Here is a 20,768-nt window from a genome sequence, read left to right on the forward strand (position 1 = left end):
CTCGTAGACTCGGGCACATCATGAGCACCCCATCTGTCGAGCAGATCACCGCTGCCCTGGCCACGGTCAACGATCCCGAGATCAAGCGCCCCATCACCGACCTGAACATGGTCGACTCGATCACGGTCGCCGAGAGCGGCGAGGTCGCGGTCACCGTCCTCCTCACGGTCGCCGGCTGTCCGCTCAAGGAGACGATCACCCGTGACGTCACGGCCGCCGTCACCGCGGTCGCGGGCGTCACCGGCGTCGACCTGACCCTCGGCGTCATGACCCCCGAGCAGCGGGCCGGTCTCAAGGAGGTGCTCAGCGGCGGCAAGGCCGAGCGCGAGATCCCCTTCGCCCAGCCGGGCTCGCTGACCAAGGTCTATGCCATCGCCAGCGGCAAGGGCGGGGTCGGCAAGTCGTCGGTCACCGTCAACCTCGCGCTCGCCATGGCCAAGCAGGGCCTGAAGGTCGGCATCGTCGACGCCGACATCTACGGCCACTCCGTGCCGGCCATGCTCGGCGTCGCCGACGCGCGCCCGACCCAGGTCGACGACCTGATCATGCCCGTGCCCACGCCCAGCGGCGTCTCGGTCATCTCCATCGGCATGCTCAAGCCGCGTCGCGACCAGGTCGTCGCCTGGCGCGGCCCGATGCTCGACCGCGCCCTGGTCCAGATGCTCTCCGACGTCTACTGGGGCGACCTCGACGTGCTCCTCCTCGACCTGCCCCCGGGCACCGGCGACGTCGCCATCTCGCTGGGCCAGCACCTGCCCAATGCCGAGGTCGTGGTCGTCACCACCCCGCAGGAGGCCGCCGCCGAGGTCGCCGAGCGCGCCGGCACGATGGCCTCGATGATGCACCAGCGCGTCGTCGGCGTCGTGGAGAACATGAGCTTCCTGACCCTGCCCGACGGCTCCACGATGGAGGTCTTCGGCAGCGGCGGCGGCGACCGTGTCGCCGAGACGCTGTCCCAGCGCTTCGGCTACGACGTCCGGGTGCTCGGCCGGATCCCGCTCGACCCCTCGCTGCGCGAGGGCGGCGACGCCGGCAAGCCGATCGTCGACTCCGACCCCACGGCAGCGGCGGCGCTCGAGCTGGTCAAGATCGCCGAGGGCCTCAGCGGCCGCGGTCGCGGCCTGGCGGGCATGCAGCTGGGCCTCACCCCGAGCTCGAAGTTCTAGTCGATGTTCGGGGTCGGGCTGGCCGAGATGGCGTTGATCGCGTTCGTCGCGATCATCGCCTTCGGTCCCGACCGGTTGCCGGTCCTGGCCAAGCAGGCCGGCATCATGATGCGCAAGGCGCGCGCCATGGCCAACTCCGCGCGCGACGAGATCCGTGACGAGCTCGGCCCGGAGTTCGCCGACCTCGAGTTGCGCGACCTCGACCCCCGCACCATCGTGCGGCGCCACATCATCGAGGCGATGGAGGACGAGGACGCCCGCCCGGTCGCCGAGCCCGCCCTCGCCGCGGGCCAGCGCCCGCCGTACGACGTCGACGCCACCTGATCAGTCGCGGCTCTGCACCGCGCTGATCGCGTCGTAGGAGATCAGCACCCGCTCGTCGCCGGGAGTGCTGATCTCGACGAAGTCCGCCCCGACCCGGCGCACGACGGCCTCGTGCTGTCCGGCGTCCCCGACGTGGACGACGCAGCGCACCTGCGACTCGGCCAGCCGGCGCAGGGCCGAGGACACGCTCAGCTTGTGCAGCGGTGACCAGGCGACCTCGGGCACCGAGCGCTGCGAGGCGCCCTGGACGACCTCGATCCGGGGCGTGCGCACGATCCAGTCCTGGGCGTGCCCGCTGAGCAGGCACCAGCCGGCGCCGAGGCGCTGCAGCTCACCCTCGATCCGGCCGACCCCCGCGACGGTGAGCGCGAGGTGGGAGCCGAGGCTCGCCACCAGCCTCGAGTCGAGCGTGACGTGGTGGTACTCCGCGCGGCTGCGATCGACCAGCTCCGCGTCGCGCTCGAGCTCGTAGAGCGCCGACGCCTGTCCTTCCAGGTCGTCGAAGAGGGCGAAAAGCTGTTCGTCCCAGGACGGGTGCGGCGCCATGCTCCGAGCCTAGTCCGCCTGTGCACAACCCGTTGACAACGCGCGCATCTTTGCCTTAAATGAGGCAAACACCCGCAAACGAAGGGTTTGGGCATGTCTCGGGGCAATCACGGATCAGTGGGTCGCTGCCTGGCTGTCTGGCTGCTCGTCACGGCAGGCCTGCTCGCCACGCTCGTCGCCCTGGCCGACGACACGGCGTCGCTCGCCTCGTCCGCGGTGTGGCACGGCTCGTTCGACGACCTGCTCGTGGCCGTCGCATCCGCGGCCGTGCTGGTGTGCGCGGCCTGGTCGTGGCTCATCACCACGGCGACCGTCGTCGACCTGGTGCGGGGACGGGTGCCCACCAGCGTGCCGCGTGGCCTCACCCGGCGGCTGGTGCTGGCCGCGTGCGGCGCCGCCGTGGTGGCGGGCATCAGCAGCCCCGCCCTGGCCGGCAGCGGTGCCGGCGACCACTCGCTGGCCGGGCTGCCGATGCCCGACCGGGCTGTCGCCACCGCCCCGCGCGCGCCCGTGGTCGACACCCCCGCAGCGCAGCCAGCGCCTCGAGCCGCCAGCCGACCTGCCGCCGCGGCGGCGTCACGGCGCCCAGCAGCGATCACCGTCCGGACCGGCGACTCGCTGTGGTCCATCGCCGCCGACCGGCTCGGCCCCGATGCCGCGGTGGCCGACATCGACGCCGCCTGGCGCGACCTCTATGCCGCCAACCGCGACGCCATCGGCCCCGACCCCGACCTCATCCGCCCCGGGCTCGACCTCGAGCCGGGATCGAACTGAAAGGCACGATCATGAGCGAAGCGAGTACGCGCATGAGCGAAGCGACTACGCGCATGAGCACCAACGTGATCCCGATCCGGCGCACCGTCCCGGTCGCGAGCGTCCAGGGTTCGCTGGCCCTCGACCTGACGCCGCGGCTCGACCCACCGGAGACCGAGGCGAGGATCGTCACTGCGGAGACCGAGGAGCGGGCAGCGCTCGACCGCTTCGTGCGCCGCCACCTCGCGTGCGCCGTCGAGATCGCGTGCGGAGACCGCCCGTCGGCCCAGCTGCTGCGGCACTGCTCCCCCGCGGTCCATGCCGACCTCGCCCGGCGCGCCCAGCTGGTCACCAGTGCCGCCGGGACCACCGCGGCCCTCGGACGAGGGCGCGGCGCCGTACGCCCCGTCCTGCGCTCGACACACACCAGCCTGGTGCGCGCCGACGCCCTCGAGGTCGCGGCGCACGTGCGCTACGGCGCGCGGTCGCGCGCCCTGGCGGCCAGGTTCGAGGTCGTCGACGGTCGCTGGCAGTGCGTCGTGCTGGAGTGGGCCTGATCAGCCGCCGACGACCGCGCGGCCCGACGCGCCACCGGGCGCACCGTGGCACTTCTTGTACTTCTTGCCCGAGCCACAGGGGCAGTCGGCGTTGCGCGCGGTGCCGGCGAAGGGGTCCTCCTCGACCGGAGCGGTCCGCACCTCGGCCTCGCCGTCCTCGCTGGGCGCGGAGTAGTTGAGGTTGGTCGGCCGCGCCTTGCGCTCGAGCCCCTTCGCCCGGATCTGCGGAGCGTGATCGGCGTGGGCCTGGGCCTGCGCGAAGTCGATCTGCGGGGTCGTCGGGTCGAGAGCGGGAGCCGCGGGCTGCTGGCCCAACCGCTCGTCCTCGGTCGGGGTGTCGTCCTCGGCCTCGACCTCGACCTGCAGGTTGAACAGGTAGCCGACCGACTCCTCCTTGATGCCGTCCATCATGGCGGCGAACATGTCGAAGCCCTCGCGCTGGTACTCCACGAGCGGGTCGCGCTGGGAGTAGGCACGCAGCCCGATGCCCTCGCGCAGGTAGTCCATCTCGTAGAGGTGCTCGCGCCACTTGCGGTCGAGCACGGAGAGGATGACGCGGCGCTCGAGCTCACGCATGACCTCGGGGCCCATCTCCGCCTCGCGACGGTCGTACGCCGCCTGGATGTCCTTCTTCAGGTCCGAGATCAGCGCCTCGCGGCTCAGCCCGGCGCGGCCGCCGGCGGCCTTGACGACCGACTCGGCCGTGAGCTCGCTGGGGTAGATCTGGTGCAGGGCGGTGAAGAGGCCGTCGAGGTCCCAGTCCTCGGCGTAGCCCTCGGTCGAGCCGGTGACGTAGCCGGTGATGACGTCGTCGATGAAGGTGCGGATCTGCTGCTCGAGGTCGGCGCCCTCGAGGACCCGGCGGCGCTCGCCGTAGATGACCTCGCGCTGGCGGTTCATCACGTCGTCGTACTTGAGGACGTTCTTGCGCGACTCGAAGTTCTGCGACTCGACCTGGCTCTGGGCGCTGGCGATGGCGCCGGTGACGCGCTTGTTCTCGATCGGCACGTCGTCGGGGACCTTGAGGACCTGCAGGATGCGGTCGACCCAGTCGGACTTGAACAGGCGCATCAGCTCGTCCTGCAGCGAGAGGTAGAACCGGGACTCACCCGGGTCACCCTGGCGGCCGGAGCGACCGCGGAGCTGGTTGTCGATGCGGCGCGACTCGTGGCGCTCGGTGCCGACGACGTAGAGGCCACCGAGGGCCTTGACCTCGTCGTGCTCGTTGGCGACCGTCGCCTTGACCCGCTCCAGGGTGTCGGCCCAGGCCGCCTCGTAGGCGTCGGCGGTCTCGCCGGTCGGCTCCAGGCCCTGCTGGCGCAGGGCCTGGTCGGCGAGGAACTCCACCGATCCACCGAGCATGATGTCGGTGCCTCGACCGGCCATGTTGGTGGCGACGGTGACCGAGCCCTTGTGGCCGGCCATCGCGACGATCTTCGCCTCGTCGGCGTGCACCTTGGCGTTGAGGACGGTGTGCGGGACGCCCTTCTTGGTGAGCAGCCCGGAGAGCAGCTCGGACTTCTGCACCGACACCGTGCCGACCAGGATGGGCTGGCCCTTGGCGTTGCGCTCGGCGATGTCCTCCACGACGGCGTCGTACTTCGCCTCCTCGGTGCGGTAGACGAGGTCGCCCGCGTCGATGCGCGACATCGGCTTGTTGGTCGGGATCGGGACGACACCGAGCTTGTAGATCTTGTCGAACTCGCTGGCCTCGGTCATGGCCGTGCCGGTCATGCCGGAGAGCTTGTCGTAGAGGCGGAAGTAGTTCTGCAGGGTGACGGTGGCGAGGGTCTGGTACTCCTCGCGGACGGTCACGCCCTCCTTGGCCTCGATCGCCTGGTGCAGGCCGTCGTTGTAGCGGCGACCGGCCAGCATGCGACCGGTGTGCTCGTCGACGATCAGCACCTCGCCCTCGATGACGACGTATTCCTTGTCGTTGCGGAACAGCTCCTTGGCCTTGATGGAGTTGTTCAGGAAGGAGATCAGCGGCGTGTTGACCGAGTCGTAGAGGTTCTCGATGCCGAGGTGGTCCTCGACCTTGGTGATGCCGGGCTCGAGGACGGAGATGGTGCGCTTCTTCTCGTCGACCTCGTAGTCGACGTCCTTGCGCAGCGACGAGGCGATGGTCGCGAACTCGGCGTACCACTTCACCTCGTCCTGCGTCGGGCCGGAGATGATGAGCGGCGTGCGCGCCTCGTCGATCAGGATCGAGTCGACCTCGTCGACGACGGCGAAGTTGTGGCCGCGCTGGACGCAGTCGTCGATGTCGTCGGCCATGTTGTCGCGCAGGTAGTCGAAGCCGAGCTCGTTGTTCGTGCCGTAGGTGATGTCGGCGGCATAGGCCACGCGACGCTCCTCGGGACGCATGTGCGGCAGGATCACGCCGGTCGTGAGGCCGAGGAAGTGGTGGATGCGACCCATCCACTCCGCGTGGTACTTCGCGAGGTAGTCGTTGACCGTGACCACGTGCACGCCCTTGCCGGACAGCGCGTTGAGGTAGGCCGGGAGCGTGGAGACCAGGGTCTTGCCCTCACCGGTCTTCATCTCGGCGATGTTGCCGAGGTGCAGCGCCGCGCCACCCATCACCTGGACGTCGTAGTGACGCTGGCCGATGACGCGCTTCGAGGCCTCACGGACCACCGCGAACGCCTCGGGCATCAGGTCGTCGAGCGTCTCGCCCTGCTCCAGACGGGTCTTGAACTCCCCCGTCATGGCCTGGAGCTCGGCGTCGGTCATCTTGACGAAATCGTCCTCGATGGCGTTGACCGCCTTGGCGATCGTCTCCAGCTGGCGCAGGATCTTTCCCTCGCCGATGCGGAGGAGCTTGTCGATGATGGCAGGCACGGTGATGCGACTCCGTCGGATGTGGGTGAGGCAGAGAATGGGGCGGCCGAGTGGCCGTCGATCATGCTACCCACGCCACCCAGCCGCAGCCGAAGCGGCAGCGAGTGCGGGCGCCAGGTCCCCGCGCGGCTCCACCTCGATGGCGGACAGTCCCAGCCAGCCGGCCAGCCGGATCAGCTCGGCCGCGAGCTCCTCGGCGGTCTCGCTCGGCGCCCCGGCCTCGGCGTAGGCACCCTTGACGAGGAGCCGGCCGGTGCCGCGATCGGCCTTCAGGTCGACGCGCGCCACGATCGCCTCGCCCAGCAGGAAGGGCAGCACGTAGTAGCCGTGGACCCGCTTGGCGGCCGGCACGTAGATCTCGATGCGGTAGAAGAAGCCGAACAACGCCTCGGCCCGGTCCCGCTCCCACACGACCGGGTCGAAGGGGCTGAGCAGCGCCCGCGCACCGATGCGGCGCGGCAGCCTGGCCTCCGCGTGCAGGAAGGCAGGCTTGCGCCATCCCTCCACGCGTACGGCGCTGAGCTCGCCGGCCTCGACCAGCGTCTCCACCGCGACCTTGGCGTCCGCGACGGCCATCCGGTAGTAGTCGGCGAAGCAGCGGACCGTGCCGACGCCGTGCGAGCGAGCGGCTCGCCGTACCAGCTCGACGTGGGCCTCCGCCTTCGTCGGCGTGGCCAGCGCGAGCACGTCGGCCGGCAGCACCCGCTCGGGGACGTCGTACAACACCTCGAACTGGCTGGTGCGACCGGCGATGGCGACGTCCCCCACGAGGAAGAGGTAGTCGAGGACGCGCCGCGCGTCCGACCAGTTCCAGCCCCAGTTCTCCTTGAGGCGGGGGCGGCTGAACTCCTCGTCCAGACCGCGTGCCGTGACCGGGCCGCGCTCGCGGACGGCGGCGAGGATCCGTGGCTCCAGCGCGGGGTCGGCCGTGAAGCCCCACTTCCCGCGCTCGCCCCGGTAACGCTCCATGCGGTGCTGCATCACCGGCCACAGCTCCACCGGCATGAAGGCCTGGACGTGCGCCCAGTACTCCACCATCCGCCGGGGCCGGCGCCCCTGGCTGCTGGCGGCCCGCCGCAGCAGGTCGACGTCGTAGGCACCCATCCGCGAGTAGAGCGGCATGTAGTGGGCGCGCTGCAGCACGTTGACCGAGTCGACCTGCAGGACACCGGTGCGCCCCAGCGTGCGCTGGAGCGTGGCCAGCGTGGGTGTGGCATGGGCGCGGTCGGCGAAACCCTGGGCGGCCAGCGCGATCCGGCGGGCCTGGAGGTTGCTGATCGACTCCATTACGGCAGGTCGAGCAGCTTTTCCTTCATGGCATACATGACTGCCTCCATGCGGGAGTGCAGCTGCAGCTTCTCGAGGATGTTGCGGACGTGGTTCTTCACGGTGTTCTCGGAGATGAACAGCTCCTTGGCCACCTCGCGGTTGTTGAGCCCGCGGGCCACCAGGCGCAGCACCTCGAGCTCGCGCTCGGTGAGCTTCAGCGCCGTGTTCTGCGCCTTGTCCGGCTTGGACATCTGCTTGAACTCGTCGATCAGCTTGATCGCCATCGACGGGCTGATCAGCGACTGCCCCTCGTTGACCACACGGATGGCCTGGGCGACCTCCTCGATGGAGGAGTCCTTGAGGAGATAGCCCGACGCGCCGTTCTTGACGGTCTCGTAGAGGTCGCCCTCCTCGTCGGAGACGGTCAGCATGATGATCTTGGCCGACGGCACGGCCTCCTTGATCCCACGACAGGCCTCGACGCCCGACAGGCGCGGCATGCGTACGTCGAGCAGCACGACGTCCGGCGCCAGCGACTGCGCCAGCTCGGTGCCGGTGATGCCGTCGGCGGCCTCGCCGACGACCTCGATGTCGGCGTCCTGCGCCAGCAGCATCGTCAGTCCTCGGCGGAAGAGCTCCTGGTCATCGACCACGAGTACGCGGATGGGCTCTGTCCCTGGCGTTCCTGTTGCCTCGGTCACGCCCGCATCATGACAGACACGGGCGCGACCGGTCTCGCTCGGACCCTGCGATGACCTCCGGCGTCAGTCGAGCTCGAGCGAGATCACGCCGTAGTCGTAGCCGCGACGGCGGTAGACGACCGAGGGCTTCTCGCTCTCCTTGTCGACGAACAGGAAGAAGTCGTGTCCCACGAGCTCCATCTCGTAGAGGGCTGTGTCGAGGGTCATCGGCGCTGCGGCGTGCGACTTCTCCCGCACGACCAGGGGTCCATCGCCGGTGACCGTGATCGGGCCGACCTGGCGTTCGGTGACGGTCTCCTCATCGCTCTCCTCCTCGACGAGGATCGCGTCGGCACTGCCGGCCAGCGCCTGACCGACGGACACGGGGGTGTGGCGCCCACGGTGCACGCGGCGGCGGTCCGCGGCGCGGCGCATCTGGGCTGCCATCTTGTCGAGCGCGAGGTCGAGCGCGCCCATCTTGTCCTCGGCCGCGGCCTCGGCGCGGATCACGGGGCCCTTGGAGAAGGCGGTCAGCTCGATCCTGATCGCCCGGTCGTGTTGCCGGGGGTTCTTCTCTTCTTCGACCTCCACCTGGACGCGGATGATCCGATGATCGTGCTTCTCCAGGCGGGCGAGCTTTTCCGAGACATGTTCACGGAACCTGTCCGACACCTCGCAGTGCCGTCCGGTGACCACAACATCCATGTGAACCTCCTTGTAGCAGGGCTACTTGTGCTGCGCTCCCACTCCTGCACTCTGTTTGGCAGGGTGAGATGGAGCCCGCCCGGCCGACCTGGTCTTCGACCCCACAATCGCCTGCTGGAGCTTTCGCAGCTTGGATGCCACTACCGGCCCTCTCCCGACGCTCGCCGTATCTGACGGCGGTGCCGAGGCAGGTCTTACTTCTAAGCCGCACCGTGATCGGCTGTCTCCAGCCTTACGTGGGCCGTTTTGCCTGCGACTGGCATCGGCTTGTCCTCCGAGGTGGTGCGCACGCGCACCTGACCGGATGACGCAACCACGGACCCGGACGGACTCCATGGACAGACGCTAGCCCCTCGGGCCCCGGGACAAAAGCGATCCACCCGTTTGGTCAGGAATGCGACGCCGTGTCGCAGCCACTGTCGCGAGCGCAACCGGGCCCAGCCCCACCGCACCCAGCGCTCGTTGGGCCTCCCTGGCCGTCGAGCCCGTGGTGAGCACGTCGTCGCAGATCACCACGCGCGCCCGGGCGCGTCGTCGAGCCAGCCGCGCGAGACCGGGCGATGGGCACGACATCGACCCCGACAGGTTGTGCGAGCGCTCTCCGGCCGAGAGCCCGGCCTGGTCGACGACGCGCCGGTTCGACACGAGCAGAGACGCCGCGGTCACGTCGCGGCCCTCCGCCCGCAGTCGCGCTGCCGCCGTCCGCACCAGCGCTCCCATCGGGTCGTAGCCCCGGCGCCGGCTCGAACCGGGGCGAGACGGCGCCGGCACCAGCACCACGGCTCCGTCGTCGTCGGCCATCGCCGCTCGCACCGACACGGCCAGCAGGCCGCCCAGCACGCGCCGGAACGTGAACTGGCCGCGGTCCTTGTGGCCCACGACCATGGCGCGGACCGCGCCGTCGTAGTCGGCCACCGACCAGGGCGTCACCAGGCCCGGGGGCGTCGGCTGCGGCCAGCAGATCCGAGGGACCGACGGCAGGGCGTGCAGGCAGCGCGGGCACAGCATCCGTCCCGGGCGCGCACAACCGACGCACTCGCTGCCGACCACGAGGTCGAGGAGGACGTCACGCACGCAGCCATCGCAGCAGGCGCCGTGGGAGCGGGCAAGACCGGACCCGGGTGCCTGTGGAGAAGGCTCAGCCGACGTAGGTGAGGGAGGTGAGGGCCTCGGGGAGCGGGCCGAGCGGACGCTCGGGAGCCGTCAGGTCACTGACCGACTCCCGGCCGACCGCGAACACCTCGGCCCCTTCGACGGGCGAGCTGACGAGCTGGCGGGTGCCACCGCGCAGGCGGGACACGCCCACGATCCCGAGGTCGCCCGGCGAGCCGTCGACGGAGATCGTCTCGACCTGGGAGAGGTTCTCGGTGTCGGTGACCACCGAGATCGCGGTCGGCGAGCGCCAGCCGATGTCGCGGACCACCGACCCGGCGACGTCGGGGACGAAGTCGAGCACCACCGCCCGGGTTGCTCGCAGCACCCGCCCCGACGCGCTGTGCAGGATCCGGCTGGCGAGGATGCGGTCGCCCCTCGCCGTACGCACCACTGCGATGAGGCGGCTGCCGTCGCGCGAGACCAGCATGTGCCGGACGTCGCGACCACTCACTCCGGGCACGTCGATCTGCCGCGGCGGCTGCTGGCCGACGACCACGCTGATCACTCCCCTGCCGGCGCCGCGGTCAGCCAACCAGATGCGGTCGGCGAAGTCCCACGCCGGCGGGAGCAGGTCGCGCGCACCGCTGGCGACCTCGACCGCACGTCCCTCGACATCGACGGGGGCCACGAGCACGCTGCGCCCGTCGCCGGAGACGCCGGCCACGCGGTCGCCCGCGAGGCTGGCCCCGATCGAGCGCACCCCGAGCCGGTCGACGCCCAACGGTCCCGAGGTGGGCCTCAGCGCGTCGATGGGACCCCGGACCACGCGACCGTCGACGAGCCCGAACAGGTCGCCGCTGGACTGGGCACCCGTGGGGTCGAAGGCCTCACCGACGTCCAGGTTGACCTGCGTGGCATCGTCGGCCAGCCCCTGTTCCTCCTCGCCGATGCTCAACCGCACGGCGCGGATGCGCTGCTCCTGCCGCATCGTCCAGATCAGCTGGGTGAGGATCCGCTGCCGGGCGTCGTCGCCGACGGCGCCCGCGTCGCCCACCAGGGAGACCTCGGCGATGCCGGCAGCGGTGATGGGCACCGAGAGCTCGTAGGTGAAGCCAGGTGGCACGAAGGTGCGGGTGACCCGTGGATCGGCTGTCGGGTCGTCGAGCAGGCCGCGGACCAGCGAGGAGGCGAGCTGGTCACCGGTCGGGACGAAGACGGGCTCGGGGACCAGGATCTGGGCGGTGGGGTCGAAGAGGTAGAGCGACATCCGGCGGAACGCGTTCTCGAACCACGTCGTCGGCACGATCAGGGCGTCGGGCAACGCCGCGATGCGCCACTCGCCGTTCTCGATCGCCAGGTCGAAGCCGATCACCTCGGCGCCGCGCGATCGCTGCCAGGCGCCGCGGGCGTCGTACTCCTCGATGCCGATCATCGGCAGCGTCACCAGCTGGTCACCGACCGGGTCGCCGAGCTCGCCGTAGGTGATGATCCTGCTCTCGGGAGTCCAGCGCCGACGGGCGCCGGCGGTGAGGAACTCGCTCGCGACGTTGGTCCGGCTCGGGATCGCCTGCATCGCCTCCATGAAGCTGGCGACGATCTCGGTCGGCGTCTCCCCCGGCTGCGGCGGCTGGGGGTCGAAGTCGTAGCCGGGCGTCGCGCTGTCCGAGGCCTCGCCGTCGACCTGGGTGACGGGTCCCTCGCTGGGCATGCGCACGCACGCCGTCGACACCAGCAGCGCGCCGAGCGCGAGGGCGACGCGGGCGAGCCGCGTCGCGCTCCTCCGGGCGCTCACGCCGGCTCCTTGGCGTCGACCGGCACCAGCGGCAGCGGGCTGTGGCGCAGCGGTTGGCTGAGCCGGCGCGGCAGCGTCAGGCGGAACTGCGACCCCTCACCCGGCCGGCCCCAGGCCTGCAGCCAGCCGCCGTGCAAGTGGGTGTCCTCGAGCGAGATCGACAGGCCGAGGCCGGTGCCACCGCTGGTGCGGGCTCGGGCCGGGTCGGCACGCCAGAAGCGGTTGAACACCATCGCGGACTCGCCGGGGCCCAGGCCCACGCCGTGGTCGCGCACCGCGATCGCCGCCGAGTGCTCGTCACCGCCGACGAGGATGTGGATGTCGCGCGACTCGGCGTGGTCGATGGCGTTGGTGACGAGGTTGCGCACGATGCGCTCGACCCGGCGTACGTCCGCCTCGGCCAGGCAGGGGTGGCCGGGGCTCTCCACGAGGACCCGGGTGTCGCGCTGGTCGGCGAGGGCCCGGGTCGTGTCGGCCACCCGGTGGGCGACGTCGACGAGATTGACGTCGTCCGCCTCGAGCACCGCGGCGCCGGCGTCGAAGCGGCTGATCTCGAGCAGGTCGGCGAGGAGCCGTTCGAAGCGGTCGAGCTCGGTCTGCAGCAGCTCGGCAGCCCGCGCGGTGCCGGGCTCGAAGCCCGCGCGGGCGTCGTGCAGCACGTCGCCGGCCATCCGGACGGTGGTCAACGGCGTCCGGAGCTCGTGGGAGACGTCGGAGACGAAGCGACGCTGCAGCCGACTGAGCTCCTCGAGCTGGCGGATCTGCTTCTGCAGGTTGCTGGCCATCTGGTTGAACGAGGTCGCCAGTCGGGCGAGGTCGTCCTCGCCGGTCACCCGGAGGCGCTCCTGCAGGTGACCCGCGGCGAGGCGCTCGGCGACTCGGCGCGCCATCCGCACCGGGGTGACCACCTGGCGTGCGACCAGCCAGGCCAGGCCTGCCACGAGCAGCAGCAGCAGCGAGCCGGCCGTCACCAGGGCGCGGCCGACGAGGGCCAGCGTCTCGCGCTCCTCGTCCAGGGAGTAGAGGTAGTAGAGCGTGTAGGTCTTGTTGTCCGCGGGCAGCGTCACCTGGCTGCCGACCACGATGCCGGGACCTTCCGGGAGCCCGGGGACGGCCCGCGTGGTCTCGATCTCCGTGAACGTCCACGCCGTCGCCGCTGCCTGCTCGAAGCTCTGCTGCAGCGACTCCGGCACGCTCTGCGTGTCGAGGCCCCGGGTGAACTTCGCGCCGCCGCCCGACAGCCTGCCGCCAGTGCCGACGGCGGGCGAGAGGACGGCCGCGAACCCGCGCGAGCTGCCACGGCTGATGATCGGCTCGATCAGGTCGTCCTGCTGGCGCGACGCGTCCACGTCGATGCCACGGACGGCTGCGAGCTTCTCGCGCGCATCGGCCGTCTCGTTCTCCGCCTCGGCGATCACCTGCTCGACGCGGTTGTCGACGAGGCCGTCGCGCGTCTGGTGCATCAGGAAGGCGCCGACGATCCCGACGACGGCCGCCGAGAGGAGCACCGTGCTCGCGACGACGCGAGCCTGGATCGAACGACGCCAGAACGTGAGGGCGCGCCGCACTGCGTGACTCGCGCGATCCAGCGCCGTACTGGCCGAAGGCCCTCCTGAGGGGGACATGGTCGGCCTACGCCGTACCAGCCTTGTATCCCACGCCGCGGACCGTCACCACGATCTCGGGGTTCTCCGGGTCGTGCTCGACCTTGGAGCGCAAGCGCTGGACGTGGACATTGACCAGCCGGGTGTCGGCGCTGTGGCGGTAGCCCCAGACCTGCTCGAGCAGCACCTCGCGGGTGAAGACCTGCCACGGCTTGCGCGCCAGGCAGACCAGCAGGTCGAACTCGAGCGGCGTCAGGTTGACCGCCTTGCCGGCCCGCGTCACGGAGTGGCCGGCCACGTCGATGGTCAGGTCACCGATGCTCAGCGACTCGCTGGTGGGGGCGTCGTTGCGGCGCACGCGCGCACGGATGCGGGCGACGAGCTCCTTGGGCTTGAACGGCTTGACGACGTAGTCGTCGGCGCCGGACTCCAGGCCCACGACCACGTCGATCGTGTCGCCCTTCGCCGTCAGCATCACGATCGGGACGCCCGACTCGGCGCGGATCTCCCTGCAGACGTCGATCCCGTCCTTGCCCGGGAGCATCAGGTCGAGCAGCACCAGGTCGGGACGGAAGCTGCGGAAGGCTTCGAGAGCCTCGTCGCCACGGGTGACGATCCGGCTCTCGAAGCCCTCCTGTCGCAGCACGATGGAGAGCATCTCGGCGAGCGACGAGTCGTCGTCCACCACCAGGATGCTGCCCCTCGTGGGCTGCTCGGTCGGACTCATACGGGCAGTCTGCCTCAGTAGCGGTACTGGTCGGACTTGAACGGCCCCTCGACGGGGACACCGAGGTAGTCGGCCTGCTCCTGGGTGAGGATGGTCAGCTCGACACCGAGGGCGTCGAGGTGCAGGCGCGCGACCTCCTCGTCGAGGTGCTTGGGCAGCACGTAGACGCCGACCGGGTAGTCCTCGACTTTGGTGAACAGCTCGATCTGGGCCAGCACCTGGTTGGTGAAGGAGTTCGACATGACGAACGACGGGTGGCCGGTGGCGTTGCCGAGGTTGAGCAGGCGGCCCTCGGACAGCACGATGATCTTCTTGCCGTCGGGGAAGATCCACTGGTGGACCTGCGGCTTGATCTCGTCCTTGACGATGCCCGGGATCTTGGCCAGGCCGGCCATGTTGATCTCGTTGTCGAAGTGGCCGATGTTGCCGACGATCGCCTGGTGCTTCATCTTCTCGAAGTGCTCGACCCGGATGATGTCGAAGTTGCCCGTCGTGGTGATGAAGATGTCAGCCGTCTCGACGACCGACTCGAGGCGCTTGACCTCGTAGCCGTCCATCGCCGCCTGCAGCGCGCAGATCGGGTCGATCTCGGTGATGATGACGCGGGCACCCTGGCCGCGCAGCGACTCCGCGGAGCCCTTGCCGACGTCGCCGTATCCGCACACGACGGCGACCTTGCCGCCGATCATCACGTCGGTGCCGCGGTTGATGCCGTCGATCAGCGAGTGGCGGCAGCCGTACTTGTTGTCGAACTTCGACTTGGTGACCGAGTCGTTGACGTTGATCGCCGGGAAGAGGAGCGAGCCTTCCTTCATGCGGTCGTAGAGACGCAGCACGCCGGTGGTGGTCTCCTCGGAGACACCCTGGATGTCGTTGGCGATGTTGGTCCAGCGCGTCGGGTTGTTCTCCAGCGAGCGGGCCAGGACGCGCAGCACCTCCTTGAACTCCTCGTTGTCGGTGGAGTCCTGGCCGGGCACCGCGCCGGCCTTCTCGAACTCGACACCGAGGTGGACGAGCATGGTGATGTCGCCGCCGTCGTCGAGGAGCATGTTCGGGCCGATGGGGTTGCCGGCCTCGTCCTTGAAGTCGAAGACCTTCTCGGCCTCGTCCCAGTACTCCGCCAGCGACTCGCCCTTCCAGGCGAAGACGGGGGTGCCCTGCGGGTCCTCGACGGTGCCGTTGGGCCCGACGACGACCGCGGCGGCGGCGTGGTCCTGGGTGGAGAAGATGTTGCACGTGGCCCAGCGGACGTCGGCGCCGAGCGCGACGAGCGTCTCGATCAGCACACCGGTTTGGATGGTCATGTGCAGCGAGCCGGCGATCCGGGCGCCCTTGAGCGGCTGGGCGTCGCCGTACGTCGTGCGCAGGGAGACGAGTCCCGGCATCTCGTGCTCGGCGAGGGTGAGCTCCTTGCGGCCGTAGTCGGCCAGGCTCAGATCGGCAACCTTGAAGTCCATCATCTACCCCTAGAAAGTACGGCGGGCGGCGTCCCGCTTGGTGTTCAACGAGGGTAGAACCGTCCTGCGCCGATCGCAGAATCCGCGACCACCGCTCAATGAGCGGTCTGTTCGCCCTTGTCGTGACCGAAGGGCAGCACGTGCTTGACGGCCAGCACGAGCGCGCCCACGACGACTCCCACGACCGCCGAGAGCAGCGTGTTGACCAGCCACCCGGCGACGGCACCGGCGGAGCCCAGCGCGTGGTGGACCTCCTCCTCGAGGTGGTGCACCCAGCCGTACGGCGCGTGCAGGACGTCGGCGACGGTGCCGCTCAGCGAACCGCTCAGCTCGTCCAGGCTGATCAACAGGATGTGACCGCCCACCCACAACATCGCGGCGGTGCCGATCACCGAGATGACGGCGAGGACCTTGGGCATGGCCTCGACCAGGGCATGGCCCACCTTCTGCGCCACCGAGGAACGCTTGGTGGCGAGGTGGACACCAACGTCGTCCATCTTCACGAGCAGCGCGACGAAGCCGTAGACCGCGATCGTGATGAACACCGCCACCACGACCAGGATCGCGGCACGGGTGATGAAACCTGCGTCGGGCGAGGAGTCGACGACCTCCTTGAGGGCGATCACCATGATCTCCGCGGAGAGGATGAAGTCGGTGCGGATGGCACCGGCCACGGTCACCTTCTCGTGCTCGGGTGTCATCACCCCCTGGGTCGCCAGCTCCTCCACGGCCTCCTCGAGGTGCTCCTCGTGCCCGCTGATCTTCTCCCAGACCTTGTGGGCGCCTTCGTAGGCGAGGAACGTGCCGCCGAAGATGAGCAGGATCGGCAGCAGCCAGGGCGCGAACTGGCTGAGGACCAGGGCCGCCGGCAGGATGAACAGGAGCTTGTTGCGCAGCGAGCCGATGGCGATCTGCTTGATGATCGGCAGCTCGCGCTCGGCTGCGGACCCCGCGAGGAACTGCGGGGTCACGGCGGTGTCGTCGACCACCACGCCGGCCGCCTTGGCGCTCGCGCGGCCGGCTGCCGCGCCGATGTCGTCCACCGAGGCGGCCGCCAGCTTGGCCATCGCCGCCACGTCGTCGAGCAGGGCGAAGAGTCCTGCGGCCATCAGGCGATCTCCCTCGTGTCAGTCACGGGGCGAAGCCTAGCGACCTGTCAGTCGTCGACGAGCCCGAGGCGGAGGTATTCCGAGGCGTAGGTGCCCTGCAGCATCAAGGAGGCATAACGGGCGACCTCCGTCTCGCCCTCGGCCGCCACGGACTCGACGCGGACGCCGCGACTCGCGGCCGCCGCCTGGAGCCGACCCCGCTGCTCGCGCACGACCGGGTCGTCGGAGCCGTCCTCGAGGACGACGAGCAGGGGTCGCAGCTCTCCCCCGTCGTCGGCGAACGGGTCGGCGAAGACGTCGCGCTGCCGGGTCGCCTCGATGAGCGGCAGGAGGTGCTCGGCGTCCCCGGCGAGAGCACTGCGACCCGACGAGCGGCGCAGCGACTCCGCGACGCGGCGCGCCGCCCGCGCGGCCAGCACCGAGCCACCCCAGACGACCGGGGTCGCGTCGGCCAGTGCGATGGCCAGCATCTTGGCCGGGTTGACGGCGAGGTCGCGGTGCGGCGAGCACGACGTGGCCACGGAGTCGAGCGCGGTGGCGACGCTCTCGGAGTCGGCGCGTGGACCGAGCCCGACCTGCTCGAGGTAGTCGAGCATCACGACGGCCGTGGCGAGCTGGTCGCCGGTCACCGTCGGCAGGATCGTGGTGTAGCGACCGGCGGCATGCTCGGCGACCAGGGAGGTCGGCGGGCAGGCGACGACCACCTGCGCCCCGCGGCGTACGGCCTCGGCGACGGCCGACGCGGAGCCGGTGTCTGAGCCCTCCGGCGCCAGCATGACCACGAGGTCCAGGCTGCCGGCCCAGCCCGGCAGCGCCGGTCCGGGCCACGCGACGAAGGGCACCGGGCAGCGGGGCTCGAGCACCGCGCGCAGCAACCGCGAGTCGGGGCCGGCAGCGATCACCGCCCTCGGCTGAGGGGCCTCCCGGTCACGGGCGATGGCCTCGGCGGTGGCTGCCTCGGCGTCGTGGGACTCGCGTCGCACGCGCGCGCCGCTCTCCGCGAGCGAGCGCAGGCGCAGGTCGATCGATGCCAGCGCCCGCTCGTCATCGAGCCGGGACTCGTCGAACCAGGTCGACATGTCAGGCCGGCTTGCGCGCCTCGTCGACCAGCAGCACGGGGATGTCGTCGCGGACGGGGTAGGCGAGGCCGCACGCCGTGCACACGAGCTCCTGTCCCTCCGCTGCGAGGTCACCGTGGCAGTCGGGGCAGACGATGATGTCCAGCAGACCCTGGTCGATGTTCATGAGGCACTCCTGATGATGGTGAGGATCTCGTCGCGCACACGTTGCATCGTGGCACGGTCGCGGCCTTCGGCGTTGAGCCGCAGCAGCGGTTCGGTGTTGGACGGGCGGACGTTGAACCACCAGTCGTCGTGGCTGACGGTCAGGCCGTCCAGCCGGTCCGCGGTGACGCCGTCGGCGCCGGCGAACTGCTTCTCGAGGTCGTCGACGATGCTTGCCTGGTCGGTGACGGTCGAGTTGATCTCGCCACTGACGACATAGCGTTCGTACGCCGCCAGCAGCTCGCTCAGCGGCACGTCGGTCTCCGCCAGCGCGGCCAGCGCGTGCAGCGCGGCCAGCATGCCGGAGTCGGCCTTCCAGAAGTCGCGGAAGTAGAAGTGGCCACTGTGCTCGCCGCCGAAGATGGCGCCCGTCTCGGCCATTGTGGCCTTGATGTAGGAGTGCCCGACGCGGGTGCGGACCGGCGTGCCGCCGAGCTCGACGACCAGCTCGGGGACAGCGCGGCTGGTGATCAGGTTGTGGATGATCGTCGAGCCGGGCTCCTTGGCGAGCTCGCGCGCGGCGATCAGGGCGGTCAGCGTGGAGGGGCTCACCGCTTCTCCTCGCTCGTCGACCAGGAAGCAGCGGTCGGCGTCGCCGTCGAAGGCCAGACCGATGTCTGCTTGTTCGTCGATGACGCGCTTCTGCAGGTCGACGAGGTTGGCCGGCTCGATCGGGTTGGCCTCGTGGTTGGGGAATGTGCCGTCGAGCTCGAAGTACATCGGCACGACCTCGACCTGCTGCTCGCCGAGCCGGCCGAAGACGGTCGGCGCCGTCAGCCCGGCCATGCCGTTGCCGGCGTCGATGACGACCTTCAGCCGGCGCCCGGTCACCGGGGCGAGGGACAGGAGGTGAGCGGCATACGCCTCGAGGACGTCCTGCTGGGTCACGCTCCCGACATCGGCAGCGGGCCTGTGGCCGCCGCGGGCGACCGAGGCAGCAATGTCAGCAAGTCCGGTGTCGGTGCCGATCGGCGTGGCGCCCGCGCGGCACATCTTCATGCCGTTGTAGCCCGCCGGGTTGTGGCTCGCAGTGAACATCACGCCCGCGTGGCCGAGACTGCCGGACGCGAAGTAGAGCTGGTCGGTCGATGCCAGGCCGATCATGACCACGTCGGCGCCGGCCGCCGTGGCACCAGCGGCGAAGGCGCCTGCCAGCGCGGGCGAGGTGGGCCGCATGTCGTAGCCGACGACGATGGTCCCCGCCCCGATCACCTCGACGAACGCGTGGCCGGTCGCGCGGGCGAGATCCTCGTCGAGCTGGTCCGGCACGGTGCCGCGGACGTCGTAGGCCTTGAAGATCGCGTCGATGTTGGCAGGGTCCAGCGTGCTGGAGCTCGTTGGCATGGGAGAAGCGTAGTCAGGGTGCTTCTGCTGCGTACGCCGCGGCCCGGTCGGGGTCGACCTGCTCTTCAGGGACGACGATGGAGAGCGTGGTGTCCGTGATGATGATGGCCGAGTCGGCACCCAAGCGCTCGGAGCGCGACGGACCGTCCAGGCGGACAGGTTCGCGAGGGTGCGGGAGAGGTCGTCTCCGGTCGCTACTCTCCCCGCGTGATCATCTGGATCAACGGGACGTTCGGCGCGGGCAAGACGACGACCGGGACTCTCCTGGCGGAGCGGGACCCGCACTGGCGGACCTTCGATCCGGAGTGGGTCGGATACATGCTCCGGAACAACCTTGCTGACCACCCGGTCACCGACTTCCAGCACTACGACTCCTGGCGACGGCTCACGCCCCTGATCGCTGACGAGATCGCGAGGGCAACCGGTCAGGGTCTGGTGACGATCCAGACCGTCCTCGACGAGAGCTACTGGGACGAACTGGAGTCAGCCTTCTCCGCGTTGGGGCACGAGATCTTTCACGTCGTCCTCGAGGCGCGCGACGACGTGATGGTGCAGCGCATCGACGAGGACGAGGTCGAGACGGGCGCGCGGCAGTGGCGACTCGACCATCTGGCGGCCTACGCCGACGCCCGACCATGGATGGAGGCCAAGGCCGACCTCTTCCTCGACACGTCAGCGCTCATGCCTGACGAGGCGGTCGAGAAGATCTGGGCGGCGATGCCGGCGCCACCACGGACCTCCTGAGCGCATCCCTGCCCCGGACGTGCCTGTGACCCCGCAGTGTGTGGTGTCTGCGGGGTGTGGGGCGGTGTGGTCAGTGGTCGGGCGGGTGTCCGTTGGGATTCATGGGGCGTGAGCCGGTGTGGTCGCGGAGGTAGGTGTGGCCGTGGGGGCTGGTCCAGACGAACACGCCTGGCTCGGTCATGGCGTAGGACCAGCGGCCCTTGGTCTTGAGGCGGTGGTGTCGCCGGCAGAGGGCGGCGAGGTTGTCGGTCGACGTGGTCCCGCCACGATCGGGGGCTCCGTGGTCATACGGGATCAGGTGGTCGAGGTCGCAGCGTCTGGCGTTGCGTCCGCACCAGGGGAAGACGCAGGTCCGGTCGCGGGCGATGACGTGGTCACGGATCCGGTCGGTCGGTGTGTAGCCGGTGGTCTCGAGCCGGTCCCGGAGGTCGATCACCGGCCGCACCGTGACCTGGACGTCGGGGCGTCCGCACCAGTCCCGGATCTGCTCGGCGGTGAGCACGCGGTGGCCGGCCTGCTCCAGCTGGCCGGTCAGGCACTGGCCTTCACCCAGGTGCCGCTGCAGGATCGCGTCCGCGGAGAGGTGGGCGTGCAGCACGATCTGTGTGGTCGCGGGTGTGGGATGTGGTGTCTTGGTGCGGTCTGGCGGCGGGTCGGAGTTTTCGTCGTCGAAGCCGAAGGCGAGCTGTTGGCGGGCGAGGTCGCCGAGGGCGGTGGCTCGGCGGCCGTCGAGGGTGTCGGTCGACCCGAGCGCGAGCTGGTGGGCGGC

20 protein-coding genes are annotated in these 20,768 nt (G+C 70.1%); 5 read left to right on the forward strand and 15 right to left on the reverse strand.

Translation table 11 applies throughout. The annotated features are described in order from the left end of the window. Nucleotides 1-20: 20 nt before the first annotated feature. Both C9J87_RS17750 and C9J87_RS17755 read left to right on the forward strand, forming a co-directional pair. Complete coding sequence (locus C9J87_RS17750) at nt 21-1,166, forward strand: Mrp/NBP35 family ATP-binding protein (RefSeq protein WP_010832191.1); 1,146 nt, start codon at nt 21-23, stop codon at nt 1,164-1,166. Nucleotides 1,167-1,169: 3 nt separating this feature from the next. Beyond that, complete coding sequence (locus C9J87_RS17755) at nt 1,170-1,490, forward strand: sec-independent translocase (RefSeq protein ID WP_010832190.1); 321 nt, start codon at nt 1,170-1,172, stop codon at nt 1,488-1,490. Here C9J87_RS17755 and C9J87_RS17760 read toward each other — a convergent pair whose 3' ends face one another. Further along, the gene (locus C9J87_RS17760; RefSeq protein ID WP_010832189.1) at nt 1,491-2,036 is read right to left on the reverse strand and encodes a hypothetical protein; all 546 of its coding nucleotides are present in this window, start codon (nt 2,034-2,036) and stop codon (nt 1,491-1,493) included. It lies immediately after the preceding gene. A 93-nt stretch (nt 2,037-2,129) separates the two neighbouring features. On the opposite strand from C9J87_RS17760, the gene C9J87_RS20490 reads away from it, so the two are divergent. Beyond that, nucleotides 2,130-2,810 carry a LysM peptidoglycan-binding domain-containing protein gene (locus tag C9J87_RS20490; protein WP_198016955.1) on the forward strand — a complete coding sequence of 227 codons (681 nt, stop codon included), beginning with the start codon at nt 2,130-2,132 and terminating at the stop codon, nt 2,808-2,810. 53 nt (nt 2,811-2,863) lie between these two features. Beyond that, nucleotides 2,864-3,346: an Rv3235 family protein gene (locus C9J87_RS17770; protein WP_010832187.1), complete on the forward strand. Its 483-nt coding sequence runs from the start codon at nt 2,864-2,866 to the stop codon at nt 3,344-3,346. Here the strand turns inward: C9J87_RS17770 and secA are convergent, their stop codons facing one another. The 13 genes from secA to C9J87_RS17835 all read right to left on the reverse strand — a co-directional run bounded on the left by secA (nt 3,347) and on the right by C9J87_RS17835 (nt 19,255). Next, nucleotides 3,347-6,190 carry a preprotein translocase subunit SecA gene (gene secA, locus C9J87_RS17775; protein WP_010832186.1) on the reverse strand — a complete coding sequence of 948 codons (2,844 nt, stop codon included), beginning with the start codon at nt 6,188-6,190 and terminating at the stop codon, nt 3,347-3,349. It abuts the gene before it with no gap. A gap of 66 nt (nt 6,191-6,256) precedes the next feature. Continuing rightward, nucleotides 6,257-7,477, reverse strand: coding sequence for a winged helix-turn-helix domain-containing protein (locus tag C9J87_RS17780; protein WP_010832185.1), 1,221 nt, complete (start codon nt 7,475-7,477; stop codon nt 6,257-6,259). Next, complete coding sequence (locus tag C9J87_RS17785) at nt 7,477-8,160, reverse strand: response regulator (protein ID WP_036490348.1); 684 nt, start codon at nt 8,158-8,160, stop codon at nt 7,477-7,479. The genes C9J87_RS17780 and C9J87_RS17785 overlap by 1 nt, the downstream gene beginning before the upstream one ends. A 63-nt stretch (nt 8,161-8,223) precedes the next feature. Continuing rightward, nucleotides 8,224-8,844 (reverse strand): ribosome hibernation-promoting factor, HPF/YfiA family, encoded by a 621-nt coding sequence (gene hpf / locus C9J87_RS17790; RefSeq protein WP_010832183.1) that lies wholly within the window; start codon nt 8,842-8,844, stop codon nt 8,224-8,226. Between the two features lie 345 nt (nt 8,845-9,189). Further along, nucleotides 9,190-9,918, reverse strand: a complete 729-nt coding sequence (locus C9J87_RS17795) for a ComF family protein (RefSeq protein ID WP_010832182.1) — start codon at nt 9,916-9,918, stop codon at nt 9,190-9,192. A 64-nt stretch (nt 9,919-9,982) separates the two neighbouring features. Continuing rightward, the gene (locus tag C9J87_RS17800; RefSeq protein WP_010832181.1) at nt 9,983-11,731 is read right to left on the reverse strand and encodes an LpqB family beta-propeller domain-containing protein; all 1,749 of its coding nucleotides are present in this window, start codon (nt 11,729-11,731) and stop codon (nt 9,983-9,985) included. Next, nucleotides 11,728-13,299, reverse strand: a complete 1,572-nt coding sequence (gene mtrB, locus C9J87_RS17805) for an MtrAB system histidine kinase MtrB (protein ID WP_010832180.1) — start codon at nt 13,297-13,299, stop codon at nt 11,728-11,730. The genes C9J87_RS17800 and mtrB overlap by 4 nt, the downstream gene beginning before the upstream one ends. Before the next feature lie 64 nt (nt 13,300-13,363). Further along, nucleotides 13,364-14,062 carry an MtrAB system response regulator MtrA gene (mtrA, locus tag C9J87_RS17810; RefSeq protein ID WP_010832179.1) on the reverse strand — a complete coding sequence of 233 codons (699 nt, stop codon included), beginning with the start codon at nt 14,060-14,062 and terminating at the stop codon, nt 13,364-13,366. 14 nt (nt 14,063-14,076) lie between these two features. Continuing rightward, nucleotides 14,077-15,519: an adenosylhomocysteinase gene (gene ahcY, locus C9J87_RS17815; RefSeq protein ID WP_084623010.1), complete on the reverse strand. Its 1,443-nt coding sequence runs from the start codon at nt 15,517-15,519 to the stop codon at nt 14,077-14,079. A gap of 95 nt (nt 15,520-15,614) precedes the next feature. Continuing rightward, the gene (locus tag C9J87_RS17820) at nt 15,615-16,628 is read right to left on the reverse strand and encodes a DUF808 domain-containing protein (protein WP_107706192.1); all 1,014 of its coding nucleotides are present in this window, start codon (nt 16,626-16,628) and stop codon (nt 15,615-15,617) included. A 47-nt stretch (nt 16,629-16,675) separates the two neighbouring features. After that, nucleotides 16,676-17,707, reverse strand: coding sequence for an SIS domain-containing protein (locus C9J87_RS17825; RefSeq protein ID WP_010832176.1), 1,032 nt, complete (start codon nt 17,705-17,707; stop codon nt 16,676-16,678). 1 nt (nt 17,708) lies between these two features. After that, on the reverse strand, nt 17,709-17,873 hold the full coding sequence (locus C9J87_RS17830; protein ID WP_084622794.1) for a Trm112 family protein: 165 nt from the start codon (nt 17,871-17,873) through the stop codon (nt 17,709-17,711). After that, on the reverse strand, nt 17,870-19,255 hold the full coding sequence (locus C9J87_RS17835; RefSeq protein WP_107706193.1) for a phosphomannomutase/phosphoglucomutase: 1,386 nt from the start codon (nt 19,253-19,255) through the stop codon (nt 17,870-17,872). The genes C9J87_RS17830 and C9J87_RS17835 overlap by 4 nt, the downstream gene beginning before the upstream one ends. 207 nt (nt 19,256-19,462) lie before the next feature. Between C9J87_RS17835 and C9J87_RS17840 the strand changes: the two genes are divergently transcribed. After that, entirely contained in the window at nt 19,463-19,999 is a 537-nt protein-coding gene (locus tag C9J87_RS17840) for an AAA family ATPase (protein WP_010832174.1), read from the forward strand. Between the two features lie 70 nt (nt 20,000-20,069). Here the strand turns inward: C9J87_RS17840 and C9J87_RS20330 are convergent. Then, on the reverse strand, nt 20,070-20,768 hold a 699-nt coding region (locus C9J87_RS20330; RefSeq protein WP_232820101.1), incomplete at its 5' end, for an HNH endonuclease signature motif containing protein.

Origin of the sequence: Nocardioides allogilvus, assembly GCF_003047285.1 — a bacterium.
Classification (GTDB): Bacteria; Actinomycetota; Actinomycetes; order Propionibacteriales; family Nocardioidaceae; genus Nocardioides; species Nocardioides allogilvus.

Excerpts from the sequence above, each read along its gene's own strand:
- mtrA (WP_010832179.1), bottom strand. The coding sequence starts at position 14,062 with ATGAGTCCGACCGAGCAGCCCACGAGGGGCAGCATCCTGGTGGTGGAC.
- C9J87_RS17780 (WP_010832185.1), bottom strand. The coding sequence starts at position 7,477 with ATGGAGTCGATCAGCAACCTCCAGGCCCGCCGGATCGCGCTGGCCGCC.
- C9J87_RS17820 (WP_107706192.1), bottom strand. The coding sequence starts at position 16,628 with ATGGCCGCAGGACTCTTCGCCCTGCTCGACGACGTGGCGGCGATGGCC.
- C9J87_RS17750 (WP_010832191.1), top strand. The coding sequence starts at position 21 with ATGAGCACCCCATCTGTCGAGCAGATCACCGCTGCCCTGGCCACGGTC.
- C9J87_RS17825 (WP_010832176.1), bottom strand. The coding sequence starts at position 17,707 with ATGTCGACCTGGTTCGACGAGTCCCGGCTCGATGACGAGCGGGCGCTG.
- ahcY (WP_084623010.1), bottom strand. The coding sequence starts at position 15,519 with ATGGACTTCAAGGTTGCCGATCTGAGCCTGGCCGACTACGGCCGCAAG.
- C9J87_RS17830 (WP_084622794.1), bottom strand. The coding sequence starts at position 17,873 with ATGAACATCGACCAGGGTCTGCTGGACATCATCGTCTGCCCCGACTGC.
- C9J87_RS20490 (WP_198016955.1), top strand. The coding sequence starts at position 2,130 with ATGTCTCGGGGCAATCACGGATCAGTGGGTCGCTGCCTGGCTGTCTGG.
- hpf (WP_010832183.1), bottom strand. The coding sequence starts at position 8,844 with ATGGATGTTGTGGTCACCGGACGGCACTGCGAGGTGTCGGACAGGTTC.
- C9J87_RS17755 (WP_010832190.1), top strand. The coding sequence starts at position 1,170 with ATGTTCGGGGTCGGGCTGGCCGAGATGGCGTTGATCGCGTTCGTCGCG.
- C9J87_RS17760 (WP_010832189.1), bottom strand. The coding sequence starts at position 2,036 with ATGGCGCCGCACCCGTCCTGGGACGAACAGCTTTTCGCCCTCTTCGAC.
- C9J87_RS17770 (WP_010832187.1), top strand. The coding sequence starts at position 2,864 with ATGAGCACCAACGTGATCCCGATCCGGCGCACCGTCCCGGTCGCGAGC.
- C9J87_RS17835 (WP_107706193.1), bottom strand. The coding sequence starts at position 19,255 with ATGCCAACGAGCTCCAGCACGCTGGACCCTGCCAACATCGACGCGATC.